At 51.3% G+C, this 16353-nt stretch carries 12 protein-coding genes; 7 read left to right on the top strand and 5 right to left on the bottom strand.

The genetic code is table 11. The features are described from left to right. Positions 1 to 67 precede the first annotated feature (67 nt). The 5 genes from NTU47_04055 to NTU47_04035 form a co-directional block, all read right to left on the bottom strand. Entirely contained in the window at positions 68 to 778 is a 711-nt protein-coding gene (locus tag NTU47_04055) for a hypothetical protein (protein ID MCX6132969.1), read from the bottom strand. 499 nt (positions 779 to 1277) lie between these two features. Then, complete coding sequence (locus NTU47_04050; protein MCX6132968.1) at positions 1278 to 3308, bottom strand: hypothetical protein; 2031 nt, start codon at positions 3306 to 3308, stop codon at positions 1278 to 1280. 795 nt (positions 3309 to 4103) lie between these two features. After that, entirely contained in the window at positions 4104 to 5189 is a 1086-nt protein-coding gene (locus NTU47_04045) for a tyrosine-type recombinase/integrase (protein MCX6132967.1), read from the bottom strand. A 371-nt stretch (positions 5190 to 5560) separates the two neighbouring features. Beyond that, positions 5561 to 6103: a DUF3332 family protein gene (locus NTU47_04040; protein MCX6132966.1), complete on the bottom strand. Its 543-nt coding sequence runs from the start codon at positions 6101 to 6103 to the stop codon at positions 5561 to 5563. Positions 6104 to 6589: 486 nt separating this feature from the next. Then, on the bottom strand, positions 6590 to 8281 hold the full coding sequence (locus tag NTU47_04035; GenBank protein ID MCX6132965.1) for a T9SS type A sorting domain-containing protein: 1692 nt from the start codon (positions 8279 to 8281) through the stop codon (positions 6590 to 6592). A 462-nt stretch (positions 8282 to 8743) separates the two neighbouring features. On the opposite strand from NTU47_04035, the gene NTU47_04030 reads away from it, so the two are divergent. The 7 genes from NTU47_04030 to NTU47_04000 all read left to right on the top strand — a co-directional run bounded on the left by NTU47_04030 (position 8744) and on the right by NTU47_04000 (position 16165). Next, a complete protein-coding gene (locus tag NTU47_04030; GenBank protein ID MCX6132964.1) occupies positions 8744 to 9133 on the top strand; it encodes a co-chaperone GroES family protein in 390 nt (129 codons plus the stop codon). Positions 9134 to 9138: 5 nt separating this feature from the next. Further along, on the top strand, positions 9139 to 9393 hold the full coding sequence (locus tag NTU47_04025; GenBank protein MCX6132963.1) for a hypothetical protein: 255 nt from the start codon (positions 9139 to 9141) through the stop codon (positions 9391 to 9393). Between the two features lie 641 nt (positions 9394 to 10034). Beyond that, a complete protein-coding gene (locus tag NTU47_04020; GenBank protein ID MCX6132962.1) occupies positions 10035 to 10469 on the top strand; it encodes a BrxA/BrxB family bacilliredoxin in 435 nt (144 codons plus the stop codon). Positions 10470 to 10888: 419 nt separating this feature from the next. Further along, the gene (locus NTU47_04015; GenBank protein MCX6132961.1) at positions 10889 to 11620 is read left to right on the top strand and encodes a carboxypeptidase regulatory-like domain-containing protein; all 732 of its coding nucleotides are present in this window, start codon (positions 10889 to 10891) and stop codon (positions 11618 to 11620) included. Positions 11621 to 11629: 9 nt separating this feature from the next. Further along, on the top strand, positions 11630 to 12745 hold the full coding sequence (locus NTU47_04010; GenBank protein MCX6132960.1) for a hypothetical protein: 1116 nt from the start codon (positions 11630 to 11632) through the stop codon (positions 12743 to 12745). Between the two features lie 155 nt (positions 12746 to 12900). Further along, the gene (locus NTU47_04005; GenBank protein ID MCX6132959.1) at positions 12901 to 14748 is read left to right on the top strand and encodes an ATP-binding protein; all 1848 of its coding nucleotides are present in this window, start codon (positions 12901 to 12903) and stop codon (positions 14746 to 14748) included. A 7-nt stretch (positions 14749 to 14755) separates the two neighbouring features. Next, complete coding sequence (locus NTU47_04000; GenBank protein MCX6132958.1) at positions 14756 to 16165, top strand: sigma-54 dependent transcriptional regulator; 1410 nt, start codon at positions 14756 to 14758, stop codon at positions 16163 to 16165. The last annotated feature ends 188 nt before the right edge of the window (positions 16166 to 16353 follow it).

Here is a 16353-nt window from a genome sequence, read left to right as displayed (position 1 = left end):
CGGCAGAATCTGCTGCCCGAGGTTGTGACAGACTGGCCCGCCACGGAGATAGAATTCGCACATCCAGCTAGTAAATCTGGTACAGGATTTCCTTTCCCCATGCGCTTACTACCCGCTTCGCGCATCCTTCCATTCTGACCTTATGCCGTTCCTGGACCGCCAAGAAGAACAAGACATTCGATGTTTTGAATGCGATTACGCCTTTTGCCCCTATGTTCTTTTGTAACTCCGAGGTGAGCCTTGCTATGAAAGGCTCCCTCAATGCGAACTGAGGAAAGTGCTGATACACAAGGAGCGAATGGCCGGCATCGTATGCTGCTTTCAGCTCGTCCCAATAGACATACTTCGAAGACCCCTTCCGCCCGACTGGCTTACTGTTAACCTCGAAACCAATATCCGGATCAAAAAATATCAGGTCCAGGTTTTGGGAGAAACCTCCCAGAACGTTTTCGAAGTATTTCTTACGCTCCATGCGATCGTCTGTCAGAATCTCATTGAAGTAGATTGCGTTCGACACGATTTGGCTTCGGGATATGTCCCCAACACCACGAGCACGGACTGGATCCATTTGTTGGACCAGAAAATCAAACAGGTCTGGATCATAGTGGCGCCATTTCCTGGGGTCCTTAAGATATTTCGTCTTCGACCCATGCGTTCCGCCATCGTCTTGGGTCAGCATCCAGCACACACCTGTTCTCATCCTGCCTTCATCGGATAAGATCCTCAGTAGGCCGTACTTTTTGTAGTCGTTGATGTCGCCGAAGTATTGGTTTTTCATTTATTGTGGTGCAGCAGGCTGAAAGATCGTTCTGGCGACGCGGTCATTCTGAAGCGAGCAGAATTGGCTGGGATGTTGTGTGAATATGGAGTCGGAGGTTCAGGTTCAATCTAGTCATTGAGTATATTATTCATCAGCACGCGACGCCCCATATCGTCAAGTTCTTCCTGACTAAATTCGCTTTTCCCCTTATTACCTTTGTTCCTTTTTTTTCCAGCATCCTACGCAAACCTTGATATCGATCCATCGCCTCTTGCCAAAAATCCACCAATCTGACAATTGCTGACGTTCTTTCACGTCGAAAAGACCTCTTGGATTATCGACGACCATCCCGCAGTCGTGGCATTTCATAGTAAGCCTCTAAAGGTTTTGGGCAAACCGCAGTGCCGTGGAAATCCGTGCGCAAAGATATTCAGGCCGTTTGTAATGCTCAATACTCAAACCATCAAATCTTCACATCTATTAGGTAGTTTAGTGTGCACCTTGAACCATCGTCTATCTATTCTCCCTTGTAACCGGCTTTGATCGCATACTTGTTGCCCAAAGACCACTTCAAGTCTTCCTGTAGAAGCGAGCGAATTGCTTTATCTAGGATCGGAGGTGTTTCATGACTCAGCCCCTTCTTAATTAGGATCATGCATTGCATGATGAGTGGCTCGACGTGGACTTTGTTCAAGTTGGTTGTACCTATTAGTTTGAGCGCCGCGTCGTATTCGGATCTCAAGTAGTAGAAATATGACAGCGGTATTCTAAGCCTATCATCCAGTGGATTAACTTCAAGGTCCGTTTGTATGAGACTCAGTTTCGCGGGATTTGATCGTTCTACAAATTCAAGGATCTGTTTCAAACACCCTTCGGGTCTGGATTTGTTCAAGTCCGCATCCAAAAACTGTGAGCACTTCTCGAGTGCTACATCGGTCAAACTCAGGCTCACAGATATGGCTACATCAATGAGCAATTGAACCAACTCATATTTGTGGCACGCCCTGTCTTCTTCGGAATATTCGTCGTACAGAGTTTTATGCGACTGTAGTATCGACTGCGCTTTCTTAAGGCATGACCCGCCAATGTGGTACTTGGCTAACAGAATATGCGCACACGATTTCAATGTGAAGTAGACAAATGAATAAGGAGCTTGATCGATTCCTTCGTCACAAAGATTGACTGCCTCTTCATAAGCTTCTGCAAACAGAAGGCTGTGGATGGCCAGCACTCGAGACCCGTGATGATTGGGAGTCAGTTTCACTATCCTACAAAAGTCAGCAGCAGCGTCAGGGTATTTCTGTTGAAGTAGGAGCGCGGACCCACGGCAATGCAATGCAGGTACAAGGTCTGGTTTGAGATTCAGAGCGACCGTGAAATCCTCTATGGCCTCAACAGTCTTGCCTTTCCACAATTTCACCTCGCCTCTTCCGCGATATACTTCTGGGTCCTTGAGACCTTTTGCAATTGCGGTGTTGTAGCTATCAATACCGCCTTCTGGAGTGTTCCAATCGTACTCTGCGCTCGCCAGAAGTGATGAAAAGGATTGACAATCTGGAGAGATTCGGGTTCCGTGCAGAGTGGCTCCCTCGAAATCATGTGCCCGGATATGAATTCTTGCCGAAAGCGCAAGCGCTTCCGCCAGATCGGGGTTGGCCTGTGATTCTCCACGATTGTGTGCATCAGTCACACCAGAATCGTGAGCTTCCGTCTTCGGCAATTCTCCTGGCAACTCAGCATAATCGCCCTGAAGATCAATCCCGTCTTCTGGACTCTCGTCGTCGATGGAAACGGGCTTATGTTCGATCTCATGAGACAATTCCTCGAGCTGCTTTTTGAGACAGTGCACTCCTACAATGAGATTCGACCCCCGATACGGCCGCCCATCCTCGTCATCGAAAATGTCTTGGTCCCACTGAAAATCCAATTTCGGATATCGATTTATTGGATCCAAAGGAACTGTCGCAGCCCAGCCACCTGATTTGTCGCTACCGTGTTCGTCTATGGGAACGTCAAAGAAACTGAATTCCAGGAAATACTCCACCGATATTGGTTTCGCAAAATGGTTAAGCGCTTCGCGATAATCAGCAGCAGCGGAGTAGTAGTTCCTCATCTCGAAGTGAAGGTTGCCTCGATAGAAGTAGGCAGCGACATATTCGTGATCAAGTTCAATTGCTTGCGTAAAGGCGTGTATTACCTCTTGGTCTGATAGCCTCCCAGCAGAATGAAATCCATGATAAAACCATGCCGGAGCAAGCTCTGGGTGCTGCCTCGTCAGAAATTCAGCCGTAGATGGAATTTGAACAGCAAGATGCATCAAAGGGCGAATATCATCTTCATTCAATTCATTTGAACGAATAAAACAGGCCCTAACGTTTTTGCTTTCGTCCATGTGTCGTCGCCAGAGACATATTCCCTTCAAGTAGAATAATTCAGAGTCTGAGGGGGCCGCTTTCAGTTTGGCCTCGATCGTGTCAAGGGCCTCCCTAGTGTGGTCAGTCGAAATCAACTCCACGATCTCGGGATAGCTTGTATGGCTCTTCTTCATGCTATCAATCACAATCGGCACCTTTCCGTTGCATCAAGGCCAGTAGGCATCAGACGATATGAATTGCACTCAAGCGCCAATGAACACATGAGGCCGAGCAATACCTCGAGCTCACTCATTAGTCCCCGAAAGAATGAGAAACGATGAGAGGGGAACATGGATTCGAACCCCAGGTAAATGCTCGACTGCGAACTAGAGTAGATGATGCTAGGTCTGCGGTGCTTTCATATTTACAACGTTTCAACATATCGCAGGAATCGCTCAATTGCAACGTGTAAAGTACTCGTCAGCTTGTGGTTAGCGCATTAACCAAATCCGATTGTCATTGGCATCCGTTGGATTCTTCTTTCCTCCACGATCTCGAATCGCAGGACACAAGACCGCTCTGGGTTTCCTCGGAGTTCTGCTTCTCGTCCCTACCCTCCAATTGTGGGCGTGGTTACGCGAATCGAATGAACCGGCAGATGAACCCCCTGAATTCAGCGCGCATTTCGCGATTTAGAGGGGATTAGGAGTGTTTTGTTCTTACTGCCGTAGCATTCATCATTGAGGTCAGATCCACCGGCATGGACAGTGTCCACCTCCCGATCTGCATGTGGACACCCTCAACTCGGTACACTCTCATGACTTACGCGGAAAGTGTCCAGTGTGTCCATAGTGTCCAGGGTTTTTTCAAACTCTTATATACTATTCTCTGTACCCTATTCTATTATTTCTATCTTCTTTATTAAAAACATATGGACACAGTGGACACTGTGGACACATTGGGGTATTTGCTAAGGAAATCATGGTGTTTTAGTGTCCAGTTGTATTTTCGGGAGTGGACAGGGTGGAGACATCGGGGATGCTTTCAGGTTCTAGTAGCAACCGCTGTGGCAAAACAAAATCCAACCTCTCAACCGTTCTATGTAGGGTTTCCGGTTGAAGATGACTGTAGATCTGTGTTGTAGAAACGTCAGCGTGGCCGAGCAACTTTTGAACTTCATAGATCGACACCCCGTCCTGTACCAACCAGCTCGCAAACGTATGCCTCAATGCATGGTAGTTTAGGTTCTCCTGTAGCCCGAGTTTTCGGACGTATTTTTTCAGCTTGTGGCTCAACCAATACCCCGACAGTTTCCTTCCCTCCACCTCGAACAGATACTCGGTCACACTCACAGGTTTTCTTTTTATTACAAGCTGCAGGGCGACATTGTTCATGGGTATGAATCGGCTCTTGCCGGTCTTAGTCCGAAATCCCCCCTGACTATGGATGAGTATTACCCTCCGTTCCAAGTCCACATCATTCCATTTGAGGTTGATGACTTCACCACGTCGAAGCCCCGTCACAACAGTAAATATGACAACATCTCGAAACCATGACTCTGTGACAATGTCCAACAGACGTTGGAAGTCAGCCTTTGTGAAGTAAGGTGGCGTTTCGTAAGGGACACGAGCCAGCGGCAACCCAAAGAACGGATTCCTCTCCATCACTTCCCAACGCACGGCGAGGTTCAAAGCCGACCGAATCGTCCTCAGCTCCACGTTCACCGAGACGGGTGACACTTGCTGAAGACGGTCAGATTTGTATTGGTCGAAATGCTTCGGTGTTAGCTTGGACAAGAGAGCGTCGCCGACGATCCTCTTGAAATTACGGAGAGCATGATCGTAGAGCTTGGCTGTCCCCTTGTTCAAAGTGGTTTCAGCATAGCGGACGGCATCAACGGAGAAGACTGAAAGATGTGTTCTGGCTCGACGAATGGCTTCACGCCGCTCATCGAATGAACGGAGGAACTTTAGTGCGTCACTTTTGAGGCGGGCTCTGGTGCTGATCTTGCGCTTGCGGCCATCGTCATCGTCATACCAGAGATAATAGATTCCATTGCGCTTGGAAAGAAACATACCTTGCCTCCTTGAAAAAGGATGCAAGGATTACCACAACGATAACCACAAAGGGAGAACAAATAGAAGTTTGTTAGGTAGGTTTGTACCCCGAAGAATTCGGAACATCACCCCAAGCAAGTGCGCTACCGGGCTGCGCTACGTTCCGAGTTGTATCTCTCTCCGCACGATTCCTCTTAGGTCTTACTCAATATACAAAAAACATCCTGACTCTGCAATCACCAGAATACCGCTTTTTTTGCAGGTAGGTCAGCCTCGAGTCCTGAGATCTGTCCCCTGCATGCGTGTCTGGCTTCACCTCAAAACAAAAGGGCACGCAATACTGACACCTGCCCTCACATTTCCTGATCGACAACTGAAGACAGTGAGAATTATTTCGAAGATTTGGAGGCGTCGCCAAGATGCTGGACCTGCGCAGCTGAACAGTCTGCCACAAGATTGCTGTTCCCATCGTAGATACGCATTCCACCGTCTTGCGTCATGGTGCAGCGAGCCAATACTTTCCCGCTGACGTCTCTGACAACCGTCCCGTCAGTTCCCTTCTGAAACACGTATTGACTGATTCCCTCGTCCGTCATTGTGGTGAGGAGCACCGATCCGTCTGCCCCCCTCAAGGTCAAGGTCGAAGTCGGATCAAGTGGCACGACGGCATCGTTCGATGCTGATACCGGGTTTCTACCGCTCCAGAACTCGATCGTATTGAGCAGCACTGCGTCTATGAAAGCCGCCACGCCGTACACGGGGACAATATTCATAACAAGAAACCCAAGTTCATTCACGAACTTGTTCCCGAGGCCGCCGTTGAACTTGTAGACCTTGTTGATCAACGGAAAGGAACCGTAACAGCCAAAAGCAGTCGTTAAAAGTACTGCGATCAGCATGCTTGAGACTATGTTGACGAACGAGCGTTTCATACTAACCTCCCTTGAATAAGGTGTTATGATGTGGTGCGTTTGGAAGCACGGACGGATGTACGGGCTCATTTGAATCAAACTACGGAGAGATGTGGGGGAGGACAATCGTCCAAAAGAATGAAAGAGGGCTTAGTCCTTTTCATCGTGAGTCCTGGAATTGGGTAGAATCCTTATTTGTATAATAGTCCCTAAACGCATAGGCGCTGAGCACGCACCAGCCCGCCACGCGGTCTGGCGGGACCGCCTGCCCGACATAGCACGTAGTGCGAAGTCGGGCCGTTCCAAAAAAAAGGTCACTGCGACCGACTTGAACAGCCGGCAGTGACTCTTCCGCGATCGGGCTAGCATTGTCCTTAGGGAGCTCCGTTTAGACGGCAGACTGGATTCTCAAGATCACAACGACTCACGAAAGTCCCCACAAGAGTTGATCGTGTGTGAGCAGTCTTTCCTCGGAATTCAAAATGAGAACTAGAGTCGCAGAAGAGACTATCGGGTCAGTATCATCTTCTTCGTCTCCACGGACTCGTTCGTCCGCAATTGGTAGAAGTACGTCCCGCTCGGAACATTTGCCAGCCATCGAACCGTGAAGTATCCTGGCCCAAGATCCTGAGATACCAACGTTGCGACTTCCTTCCCCAGCAGGTCGAAAATTTTCAACGTAACATGGTCATCCTTTGGCAATGCAAAACGAATCGTTGTCGAGGGATTGAAGGGATTCGGATAGTTTTGAAAAAGCACATACGACGACGGGAGAACGATTTCAGCCGAGCTGCTGCTGAGAACATGATTCGCAGAATTGGAGAGGCTGAAGCGGACGGTGAACGTGCCTTGTTCACTATCCTCGAAGACGATTTCCATGCTCGCATTTGATCCCCTCGTTGTGTTCGGAACAAAGAGCGTATAATGAGACTTCGTGGTCTCAAAGAAGTTGGGCTCGGTCGTGTATGGGCTGCGAGGATCGGACGAAGGAGAGAGAATTCGTCGGTTCGATACACCCGGGAACGGAACCCCATCATCTGTCTCAGAAGGATTGCCTTCAGGGTAAGTTCTTCCATAGCGACCGCTTGCGTAAATCAGTCCTTCTGCCGAATAACCTGCTGGGTCTCCGATGCTGTCAATGCCGTTCACGCGCCAGACAAGCATACCTTGCCGTATTGATGCATGGCCCCAAGCCGGAGGAAAGAACGCCGCGTTGTTGTAGTCGGGTACTTTCGTATCTCCAATCATCATACATTGATCGAAACGGCGGTTATCCACGACGAAGAGATCACCACGGTTGTTTTTCATTTTCACGTAGGTCGGATCGGTCAATGAATAACTCACGACGACGGTCTGGATTGAAGAATCCTGAACCGATATGACCTGGGCCCATCCCAGTCTCATTCGCGCCAGCGCATTCAGGGGAGCAGGAGCGTTCCCTTCGATCGATCCGTTCCGCACTCCGCTTTCCATGAGGTCGGCTCTGCTTCCGCTGCTGTGAACGACACCAAGAGTGTGCGCAAACTCATGACAGTGCAAGCCGATTCGCGAAAACCTTGGATGCGATGCTTCCTGATTGTAGGGCCTTCCCTGCAGTTCGCTCATGATATAGGAGCCCCCCCACCGCAGTGGATTGAGACCTGCATTCATCCAGGCATTTCCCGCGTAGATAATTGCCAGCCTGGTGTCTTCAGACGTCGATACATCCAACCCCGACTTTCTCGCAGCATCCAGCGCATCATCGAATACCGGAAAGTTGTAGTCAGCATGATAGTACTGTTTTGTGTGACGCAGCGTGATCCAGAGTGGCCGGTTGCTCTCCGCGATCGACCGATTGATAACTGTTGCGTGAAGTCGTACTCTGCCGCCGGACATGATTCTGAAATAATCATTCATGCTTCCGAAAATCTCATCTCCGTCCGGTGAATGCATTTTCGGAGATACATACATGCCTTCCGACCCAAGGAGATCTTCAAAGTTCTTCGCAGTGTACAACGGTAATCCACTCTCGGAGTCTTTCTTGCATTCGATGTCCGTAAACTGAACAAGCAATATTTTCAACTCGATGTGCATCGTATCGGCATCCAATTGTGAATCACTCACTCCCGTGGGAATAGCGGTGATGGTGCTCTCGGCAGCAGCATCACGCGTCGCAAAAGACAAGAAGAAAAACACTGCAATGAGGGTTGAGAATTTCATGACTGCCTCGCGAATGATTCGTTGACACCGAGTTATCGCAGTGTCTTTCGTGCACGTGGCAGGCCACAATACTTTTCTTCGAAAGGATCAAAAAAGGGTGATCAGGAGCTGTGAGCGGCTCGGAATCGAACAGAGGGAAGTTCGGAATCGAACAGAGGGGAGTTCGAGCCCAATCAGCAGAAGAAAGCGGGTGATCGTCTGCAAGAGGGAATATCAAACGTTGGATCACACGTGAGGCAGCCTATCCAAAATGGAGAGCCAGAAGAAGCCGCAAATACAATATGATAGCATTCAGCTCGTTCGATTGCTCCATCGATCAGAACTGTCCAGCACACACTGAATAGTTGCGGGCCCTCCTGATGATCGTGTCGCATAGCTTGCGTTCTCAACGGGACTTCAGTATCTTGAAAGAAACAGGTCAATCGCTGGTACATTCGAATCTGGCAATGTGCAGGGGCAACCGTGGAGATAAAATCCCGCAAGAAGATTATCCTTGTCGGCGACAAGGTGCTCATCGCACCGGATGCCGATGCGGAACGCACCAACCACGGATTATACCTTCCTCCCGGAGTCAAAGAGAAAGAAAAAGTCAACAGCGGTGTTGTTGTCCAGGTCGGCCCGGGATACGCTGTTCCCAATCCCCACTTCCTCGACCAGGAACAATGGTCGACTTCTCCGAAAGACCCGATCAAATACATGCCTCTTCAGGCTGAAGAGGGAGACTTCGCTGTGTTTCTCCGCGACTCCGGCATTGAGATCGAGTACGACGAACACAAGTATCTGATTGTCCCCCACTCGGCAATCCTGATGCTCATCCGCCGCAACGAATATGTCCAAGGACCGGAGCAGTAAGGCGTATGGTTGGCCGTGACCTTCGATGTTTTACCCACGAAAATCTCCTCGAGCAACTGGAGACGTCAGAGTACCGGAACGGGTACTACGTCCTCGAGTTTTATTCCGAGCAGCATAAACCTTCTCCCAAACCCACCGGCACGATCGAACAATTCTACCTCTACCCGTCAGGCGGGACATTGAGAGACAGCAGCTTCCAGCTTGTCTTCTATGATTCCCGGTACGACACGTATCGGGGTTTCAAGCCGCCGCACTCCTGACAACCCAACTTCATGATTGGACATTGTGAGTTCAATATTGGGCATTCCATTGCGAGATCGGATGTTCCGGGCAACATCCAATGTCGAATATCCAATAATGACGTTTGAAGTTTCTTGAATCCGGCAGGTGCCACGCACCTTCTGGGTCGAAGCTGAGGCTTTAAGCCGCCCCACATAGCACACAGATAACACAGAAACTCAACGAGACTTTCACATCATTATTCGATCCTGTACATTTTCGGGATCGTACAATCTCAAGCCCCCGACTCGCAGAATCGAAAACCTTACAAATTTCTGCCGCTCCTGACGGAGCTTGACCAGGGATCGATTCCTGGTTATCAACATCACGCCCCTACGGGGCTGATGACTCTTGCGACAAGATGCGTCGTCTCACGATTGACCTCAGAAGCGCTCCGTAGGAGCGCAACGTCTATAACCAACGACCCTAAGTGTCGCACCGAGCTCCGTAGGAGCGTAACCGGCGGGCTCCCCGTCACCCCGCTTGGTGAATGGTAAACGTGGAACATCCGAACAGCAAATTGCTGATCTTCGGTTCGAAAGGAACTAATTCCCCCCGCAATTGTTATCATTTCTGCATAAGCGACTAATTTCTGACTGATATTTCGAGAAGGAGAGCAGACATGTACAATATTCTGATTCAGCAAATGAGAGACGAAGTGACGCGGCTTGGGGCACAGGAACTGAAAACACCTGAAGATGTTGATGCGGCGCTTCCGAAGGCGAAGGGAACGACACTCGTTGTCGTCAACTCAACCTGCGGATGTGCAGCAGGGGCTGCCCGCCCTGCTCTGGCGAAGGCCATGCAGAATCCGGTTGTACCGGACAAGCTTGTCACCGTGTTTGCCGGACAGGAAAAGGAAGCAACTGCCCGTGCCCGTGAGTACTTTACAGACCAGCCGCCATCATCTCCGTCGTTCGCGATCATGCGCGATGGAAAATTCGTTCACATGATTCACCGTTATCAAATTGAAGGTCATACGGCGGATCAGGTGGCGGCAACAATCGCTCAGGCGTTCGACCGGTTCTGTGTCTCCGAGGCAAAACACGCAGTCTGACCTGCTGGCAAAGAGCAATCGCAATCCCGTTTCGAAGCAGTTCGGAACGGGATTTCTTGTTTCGTGTCACAGGAAGTCAACGAAACGATTGTAACGTGGTTGTTGAAGGATGATGATCCGGATCGGATTGGACTTGTTCCGTATCCGGGCAGGGCGGGTGAACTTCTTCTCAAGGATTGAACAGTCCCCTCTGAGGGTTGCTTGTGCGGAGGGGAGAGGGGACGATTGGTTCCTTTGCTAACGCTCCCGAAATCGCCGTGCCGTTCGTCGCTTCGGCTCACGAACGCCGGGGCGGTTTGAATTGGAAGCGCAGCTCCCGACGAATGGGGTATCAAGAGAACCCGACAGATCGTTCGTTTGATTGATTCTGAGACCAAATTTCGTTAATTGTAAGTCAGCTGCACACGGAGACCATGCCTATGGATAGCCCTCGACACACGAGAAAAAGGACCCTCCTCGGGCTTCTGTTTCTCGGGGGAGCGCTGGCTTGCGGTCAACACGCACTGGCACAGGATGCAAAGAAGCTGGGGGAAATTCGCGGGAAGATCACCATTGCCAGGGTAGATGTTGACACGCAGAAGCCTCCCATCATTGACCGCTACAGCACGCATCGACCGGCACTGACCGGCCCGGAACACACATCAGCTACGCCAGTTTCGTACAAGTTATCGGAGAAGGCCGTCATTTATCTTGAAAGTGAGGTGATGAAGGCGCACAGCTTTGCTCCTCCGGCAGTTCATCCGATTCTCGATCAGAAAGATCTCATGTTTCATCCCCAGGTATTGCCGGTACTCGCCGGCACCACCGTGGACTTTCCAAATCGAGACAACCTTTTTCACAACGTGTTTTCGTACTCTCAACCGAAAGAATTCGACCTGGGCCGCTATCCGACCGGAACCCAGAAGTCTGTCCGGTTCGACCAGCCCGGGATCGTGCGGGTCTATTGCGATATTCACGCGCACATGAACGCTACAATCCTGATTCTCGAGAATCCGTATTTTGTCGTCCCCGATGACCAGGGATCGTTTTCGATCAAGAACGTCCCTAGCGGTGCCTACACAGTCAGGTTTTGGTACGGCCGCGAGCTTGCCGGAAGCCAGAGTATCACCGTCAAGGGGGGCGACGTTGTCAACGCAAACTTCACCTACTGAGAACCGACTATGAAGAACATCCTGGTGTCTCTCGCATTCGTGATGACCATCGGTGCTCCGGTCTTTTCACAAGTGCAGCTGAGCGGTGAAGCTTCTGCGTACGGGCTCAAGAGCTCCCGCTCGCAGAACCAACGTGTCGTCAACAAGGGAACGGGGACATTCGGGTGGCGGTTCGATCTCTTCGTCGATTCCAAGGTGACGGACAACGTCTTCGTCCTTGTCAACACCAGGTCCTTCGAAGAAAACCTGCTGAGCATCGATTATGCGGCCATTCGCATCACTGACTTTGCCGGGCTTGGTTTCAACATCCAGATGGGAAAGTTCGACATGCCGTTTGGGAACCTCGCAGAACGGCGGTTTCCCACCAGAAATTTTCTCTACGGTCTGCCGTTGATCTATGAATACCGTATGTCCCTCACCAATCAGGTTGCCGGACGGTTGGAAGTCCTCAATAACAGGGGGAAGGGACTCGGCATGCGGCTGCTCGATTTCGGCATCTATGATATCGGTGCCATGCTCTATGGCGATCTCGGCCGGCTCCACTACGCAATCGCAGGCTCGAACGGAACGATCAGTACGGCAAGCGCTGGCCAACTGAACCAGAATGGGGATTTCAACAAGCTTATCCGACTCGCCTACACGCCGCTGATGGGGCTTACAGTAGGAGCTTCGGCTGCGATGGGAGCATATCTCGCCGACGGTGGCAAGTCGCTGCCGCGTGCTGAGATGAGCAACCACTACCAGCAGCTCATTGGTGAAGCTGATGTCGAGTTCAGCTGGGATCGTTTCCTTCTGAACGGTGAAGCGGTCTACAGCCAATGGACAGTCCCGTTCGAGAACGAAGATACAAAGCTCTCCGTCATCGGCTACTTTGCCGAGGCCAAGTACACCTGGTTCCCGCGTTTCTACACAGCAGCCCGTGTGGGTGGACTTCTCTTTTCGACATTCGTCGTTGGAGATACGAATCCGCGTTGGGACAACAACGTATTCGAAGTGGAAGCCGGGATCGGCTACCATATCGACCGGAACACTCTGATCAAGCTCGTGCGGCGTGAGACCCGAACGCCGGAAATCACCGGCACGAATGACAATCTTACCGCACTGCAGCTGGCAGTCTCATTCTAGCCGGGTGTTGAGGAAGCAAACCGCGAAGCACGCGAAGAACCGCCAAGAAAAGATCGAGGTAGTTGGTATTCCGAGATTCTCAAATTCTTCGCGTTCCTGGCGCTCTTGGCGGTTTGTCGTTTTGTTCCTTTCGCGATTCTCTCTGACGGGGAAAGATGAAATTCCGATTTAAAATACTCCTTTCCATCTGGGGGGTTGTTCTCAGCCTGTTGGTGATTACGTTTTTTATTATCAACTATTGGACCCGCAGCAGGATTGAGGACGCATTTTCCGAACAACTCCGGAGCAATCGCTCCACACTGAACGGCATCGTAGGGCTCCAGTCAGAAATCCTTTCGCGCGGGTGCCAGGTAATCGCAGAATCCCCCCGCCTGCGCGCCGTCGTCGAACTTCAGGATCCTAAAACTGCCTACCAGCTGTCGCAGGAACTCAACCAGACTACCGCCAGCGATCTTCTGGTTCTCACCGACAGGCATGGCAAGTCCCTTGTGCAGCTCGTGTTCGGCAATCGCATCGAAGACGATGTCGCCGGACGCGCCTCCGTGCAACAGGCTCTTCGCTCCGGCTCAACCGCCGATGTATGGTTTCTTGGGAACAGGATTTTCCGCGTCTCATCAGTACCTCTGCTGGTCGATCGCGAAATGGTCGGAACGCTGACACTCGGATTTGCCATCACGCAGGAGGAGCTGGCGAGATTGAAGCAGTGGACCAACCACAGCGAGATCATCCTCACCAACGACCGGGACGTTGTTCTTTCGACGATCAGTTTCGCAGACCATGACGGACTTATGACATCGCTCGCGAGCTCGGGAATGCTTGCCGAATCCGACTCCGCCATCGTTCTCAAAGTGAAGGCAGCGAACGATGTCTTCCTGGGGACCGCATTCCAGTTGAACAAACCGGAATCCACGGCCAGGCCGATCAAGTACCTGATCATCAAATCCACCGACCGGGAGCTTTCCAGGTCACTCAATCCAATCCTGGGAGCATTCGGACTCATTTCAGTGGTCTTTCTTGCGCTGACGACGCTCATCGGACATGCAATTTCCGTTGGAATGACACGGCCCATCAATGCACTTGTGCAAGGGACGACCGAGGTCAGCAAGGGGAACTACGACCATATCATCGCTGTGAGCGGAAGAGACGAATTGAGCTTTCTGGCGCAGCGGTTCGGGGACATGAGCCGGTCGCTCAAGGAGAAAATCAGTGAGCTGGGGCGTCTCAACCAGGATCTGATCGCCCGCAACAGCGAGCTTGATGAAACAGTGCAGAAGCTGAAGGAAGCGCAGGAAGAACTCGTCAAGAGTGAACGGCTTGCAGCGACAGGAAAACTCACGGCGCAGCTTGCACACGAAATCAACAATCCCATACACAACATTCAAAGCTGTCTGAAAACCAGTCTCGGACGGCTTCCTTCGGAAACGCAGGGGCGTGACCTCATCGAAGTCGCATACGAAGAAGTCACTCGTATGTCGAAGCTGACCCGCCAATTGCTCGATTTCTACAGAACCTCGTTCGTGCCGGAAGAGACGATGCCTGTCGATCTCAACGTGCTTGTGAAAGAAGTCCTTCAATCCTTCGGTGATGAACTGATCAGGAACCGGATCGATGTGAAGCCCGATCTCAGTGCTGATCTCCCGATGGTGCAAGGGTCATTAGACAAACTCAAACAGGTATTTCTCAACCTCGTTCTCAATGCGCGGGATGCGATGCCGGGAGGAGGTCACCTGCAGATCAGGACTGCACAGGAAAACGGATTTGTGAAGGTCTCCATCGGTGATTCCGGTGTGGGGATTCTGAAAGAGAACCTCGGCAAGATTTTTGACGCCTTCTTCACCACGAAAAGCAAAGTGAGCGGCGTTGGCCTTGGTCTCTCCGTAAGCTATGGGATCATCAGCCAGCATCGGGGGACTATCCACGTGACAAGTACTCCGGGAGAGGGATCAACATTTGTCGTGTCACTTCCGGTACAACCACAGGAACAACGATTAACTTCAGCCTGACCTCGCCATGAATGAACATATCTTAGTCGTCGATGACGACAACGCCTTTAGAATCGCGACACGCGCGCTCCTCCAGGACAGCGGGTTCACCGCGCATATCGCCGCCACAGCGAAGGAAGCGCAGCAGGTTTTTGCACCTGACAAGTTCGATCTCGTGCTGACGGATCTTGTGATGGAAGGAATGAACGGAATCGAGCTGCTGGAGTGGATCAAAACGCGGGCCCCGGAGACACCTGTCATGATGATCACGGGGTATGGGTCTGTCCGGACGGCGGTGGAGGCGATCCGACAGGGAGCTTACGACTACATCACGAAACCGTGCGACAACGATGAGCTGCTGATCAAGATCCGGCGCGTGCTTGAAATGCGGAAGAAAGATCGCGAGCTGCGACAGCTGCGCGAAGAACTTCGCGGGAGGTACAGTTTCGCGAATATCATCAGCCAGAGCGATTCGATGAAGCAGGTCTTCAAACTGGTCCGGCAGGTGGCGGATACGGACGCGACGGTACTTATCATGGGTGAGACCGGAACCGGGAAGGAGATGCTTGCCAAGGCGATTCATTACAACAGCCCGAGAAAATCGAAACCCTTTGTCGTCATCACATGCTCTGCACTGAATGAATCGTTGCTGGAGAGCGAACTCTTCGGTCATGAGAAAGGGGCCTTCACGGGAGCCTTGCGGGCTCGTATCGGCAAATTTGAAGATGCGAACGGCGGAACGGTGTTTCTTGATGAGATCGGAGACATTCCTCTTCACCTCCAGACCAAACTCCTGCGTGTCCTGCAGGAGAAGGAAATAGAACGGGTGGGAAGTAACAAGCCGTTGCCCGTCGACCTTCGTGTCGTTGCCGCAACGAACAAAGACCTTCAGGGCATGACGAAGAGCGGGCTGTTTCGTGAGGATCTTTTCTATCGGCTCAACGTGTTCCCGATCCATCTGCCGACGCTCAAACAACGGCCGGAGGATGTGTCTCTGCTGGCCGACCATTTCCTCGGCAAGCACCGCAGCCTGTCGGGGGGCAGAGTGACGTCGTTTTCTCCTGCAGTGATTTCCACCCTCATGAGCCATCATTGGCCCGGAAACATACGCGAGCTTGAAAATGTAATCAAGCGCGCCATTATCAAAACAGAGGGGGAAGTAGTCGGTTCAGTCGAAATTCCGGGACGTACCGAGATAGAGAATTTCCCCGAAGCAATGATTCGGGAGGTCTCGGTGGATGCCCCCTTCAAGGATTACATGAAAAAAATCGTCGGCGACGCAGAATCCCGGTACCTGGCGCACATGCTCGAAGAGCACCAGGGAAACGTGAAAGTTGTCGCAGACTCGATGGACCTCGATCGGAAGACTGTCTACAAGAAGATCGAGGAATATGGTATTGACCTGGCCAGATACCGCCGGGATGATCCCGCTTCGTGAGGATTTGAATCCCCAGTACCCCCTTCCATGTAGCTCTGTTTCCACAGCAGCCCCGTTCCGCATTGGTTCGACACGCCTGATTTTGCTTTGAATTCGAGGCTCCGGCAGCATCTTCCCCTGGCATTGGGTTTGCACATCCATTTTCTGCCAACCGGTAGTTAGGTGCGAATGGTGCAATCATCCAACCG

Source organism: Ignavibacteriales bacterium, assembly GCA_026390595.1.
Lineage (GTDB): Bacteria > Bacteroidota > Ignavibacteria > UBA10030 > UBA10030 > UBA9647.
The sequence above is the reverse complement of the archived record's forward strand: the minus strand, read 5'-3'. Positions and strand labels throughout refer to the sequence as shown.

Excerpts from the sequence above, each read along its gene's own strand:
- NTU47_04055 (MCX6132969.1), bottom strand. The coding sequence starts at position 778 with ATGAAAAACCAATACTTCGGCGACATCAACGACTACAAAAAGTACGGC.
- NTU47_04050 (MCX6132968.1), bottom strand. The coding sequence starts at position 3,308 with ATGAAGAAGAGCCATACAAGCTATCCCGAGATCGTGGAGTTGATTTCG.
- NTU47_04045 (MCX6132967.1), bottom strand. The coding sequence starts at position 5,189 with ATGTTTCTTTCCAAGCGCAATGGAATCTATTATCTCTGGTATGACGAT.
- NTU47_04040 (MCX6132966.1), bottom strand. The coding sequence starts at position 6,103 with ATGAAACGCTCGTTCGTCAACATAGTCTCAAGCATGCTGATCGCAGTA.
- NTU47_04035 (MCX6132965.1), bottom strand. The coding sequence starts at position 8,281 with ATGAAATTCTCAACCCTCATTGCAGTGTTTTTCTTCTTGTCTTTTGCG.
- NTU47_04025 (MCX6132963.1), top strand. The coding sequence starts at position 9,139 with ATGGTTGGCCGTGACCTTCGATGTTTTACCCACGAAAATCTCCTCGAG.
- NTU47_04020 (MCX6132962.1), top strand. The coding sequence starts at position 10,035 with ATGTACAATATTCTGATTCAGCAAATGAGAGACGAAGTGACGCGGCTT.
- NTU47_04015 (MCX6132961.1), top strand. The coding sequence starts at position 10,889 with ATGGATAGCCCTCGACACACGAGAAAAAGGACCCTCCTCGGGCTTCTG.
- NTU47_04010 (MCX6132960.1), top strand. The coding sequence starts at position 11,630 with ATGAAGAACATCCTGGTGTCTCTCGCATTCGTGATGACCATCGGTGCT.
- NTU47_04005 (MCX6132959.1), top strand. The coding sequence starts at position 12,901 with ATGAAATTCCGATTTAAAATACTCCTTTCCATCTGGGGGGTTGTTCTC.
- NTU47_04000 (MCX6132958.1), top strand. The coding sequence starts at position 14,756 with ATGAATGAACATATCTTAGTCGTCGATGACGACAACGCCTTTAGAATC.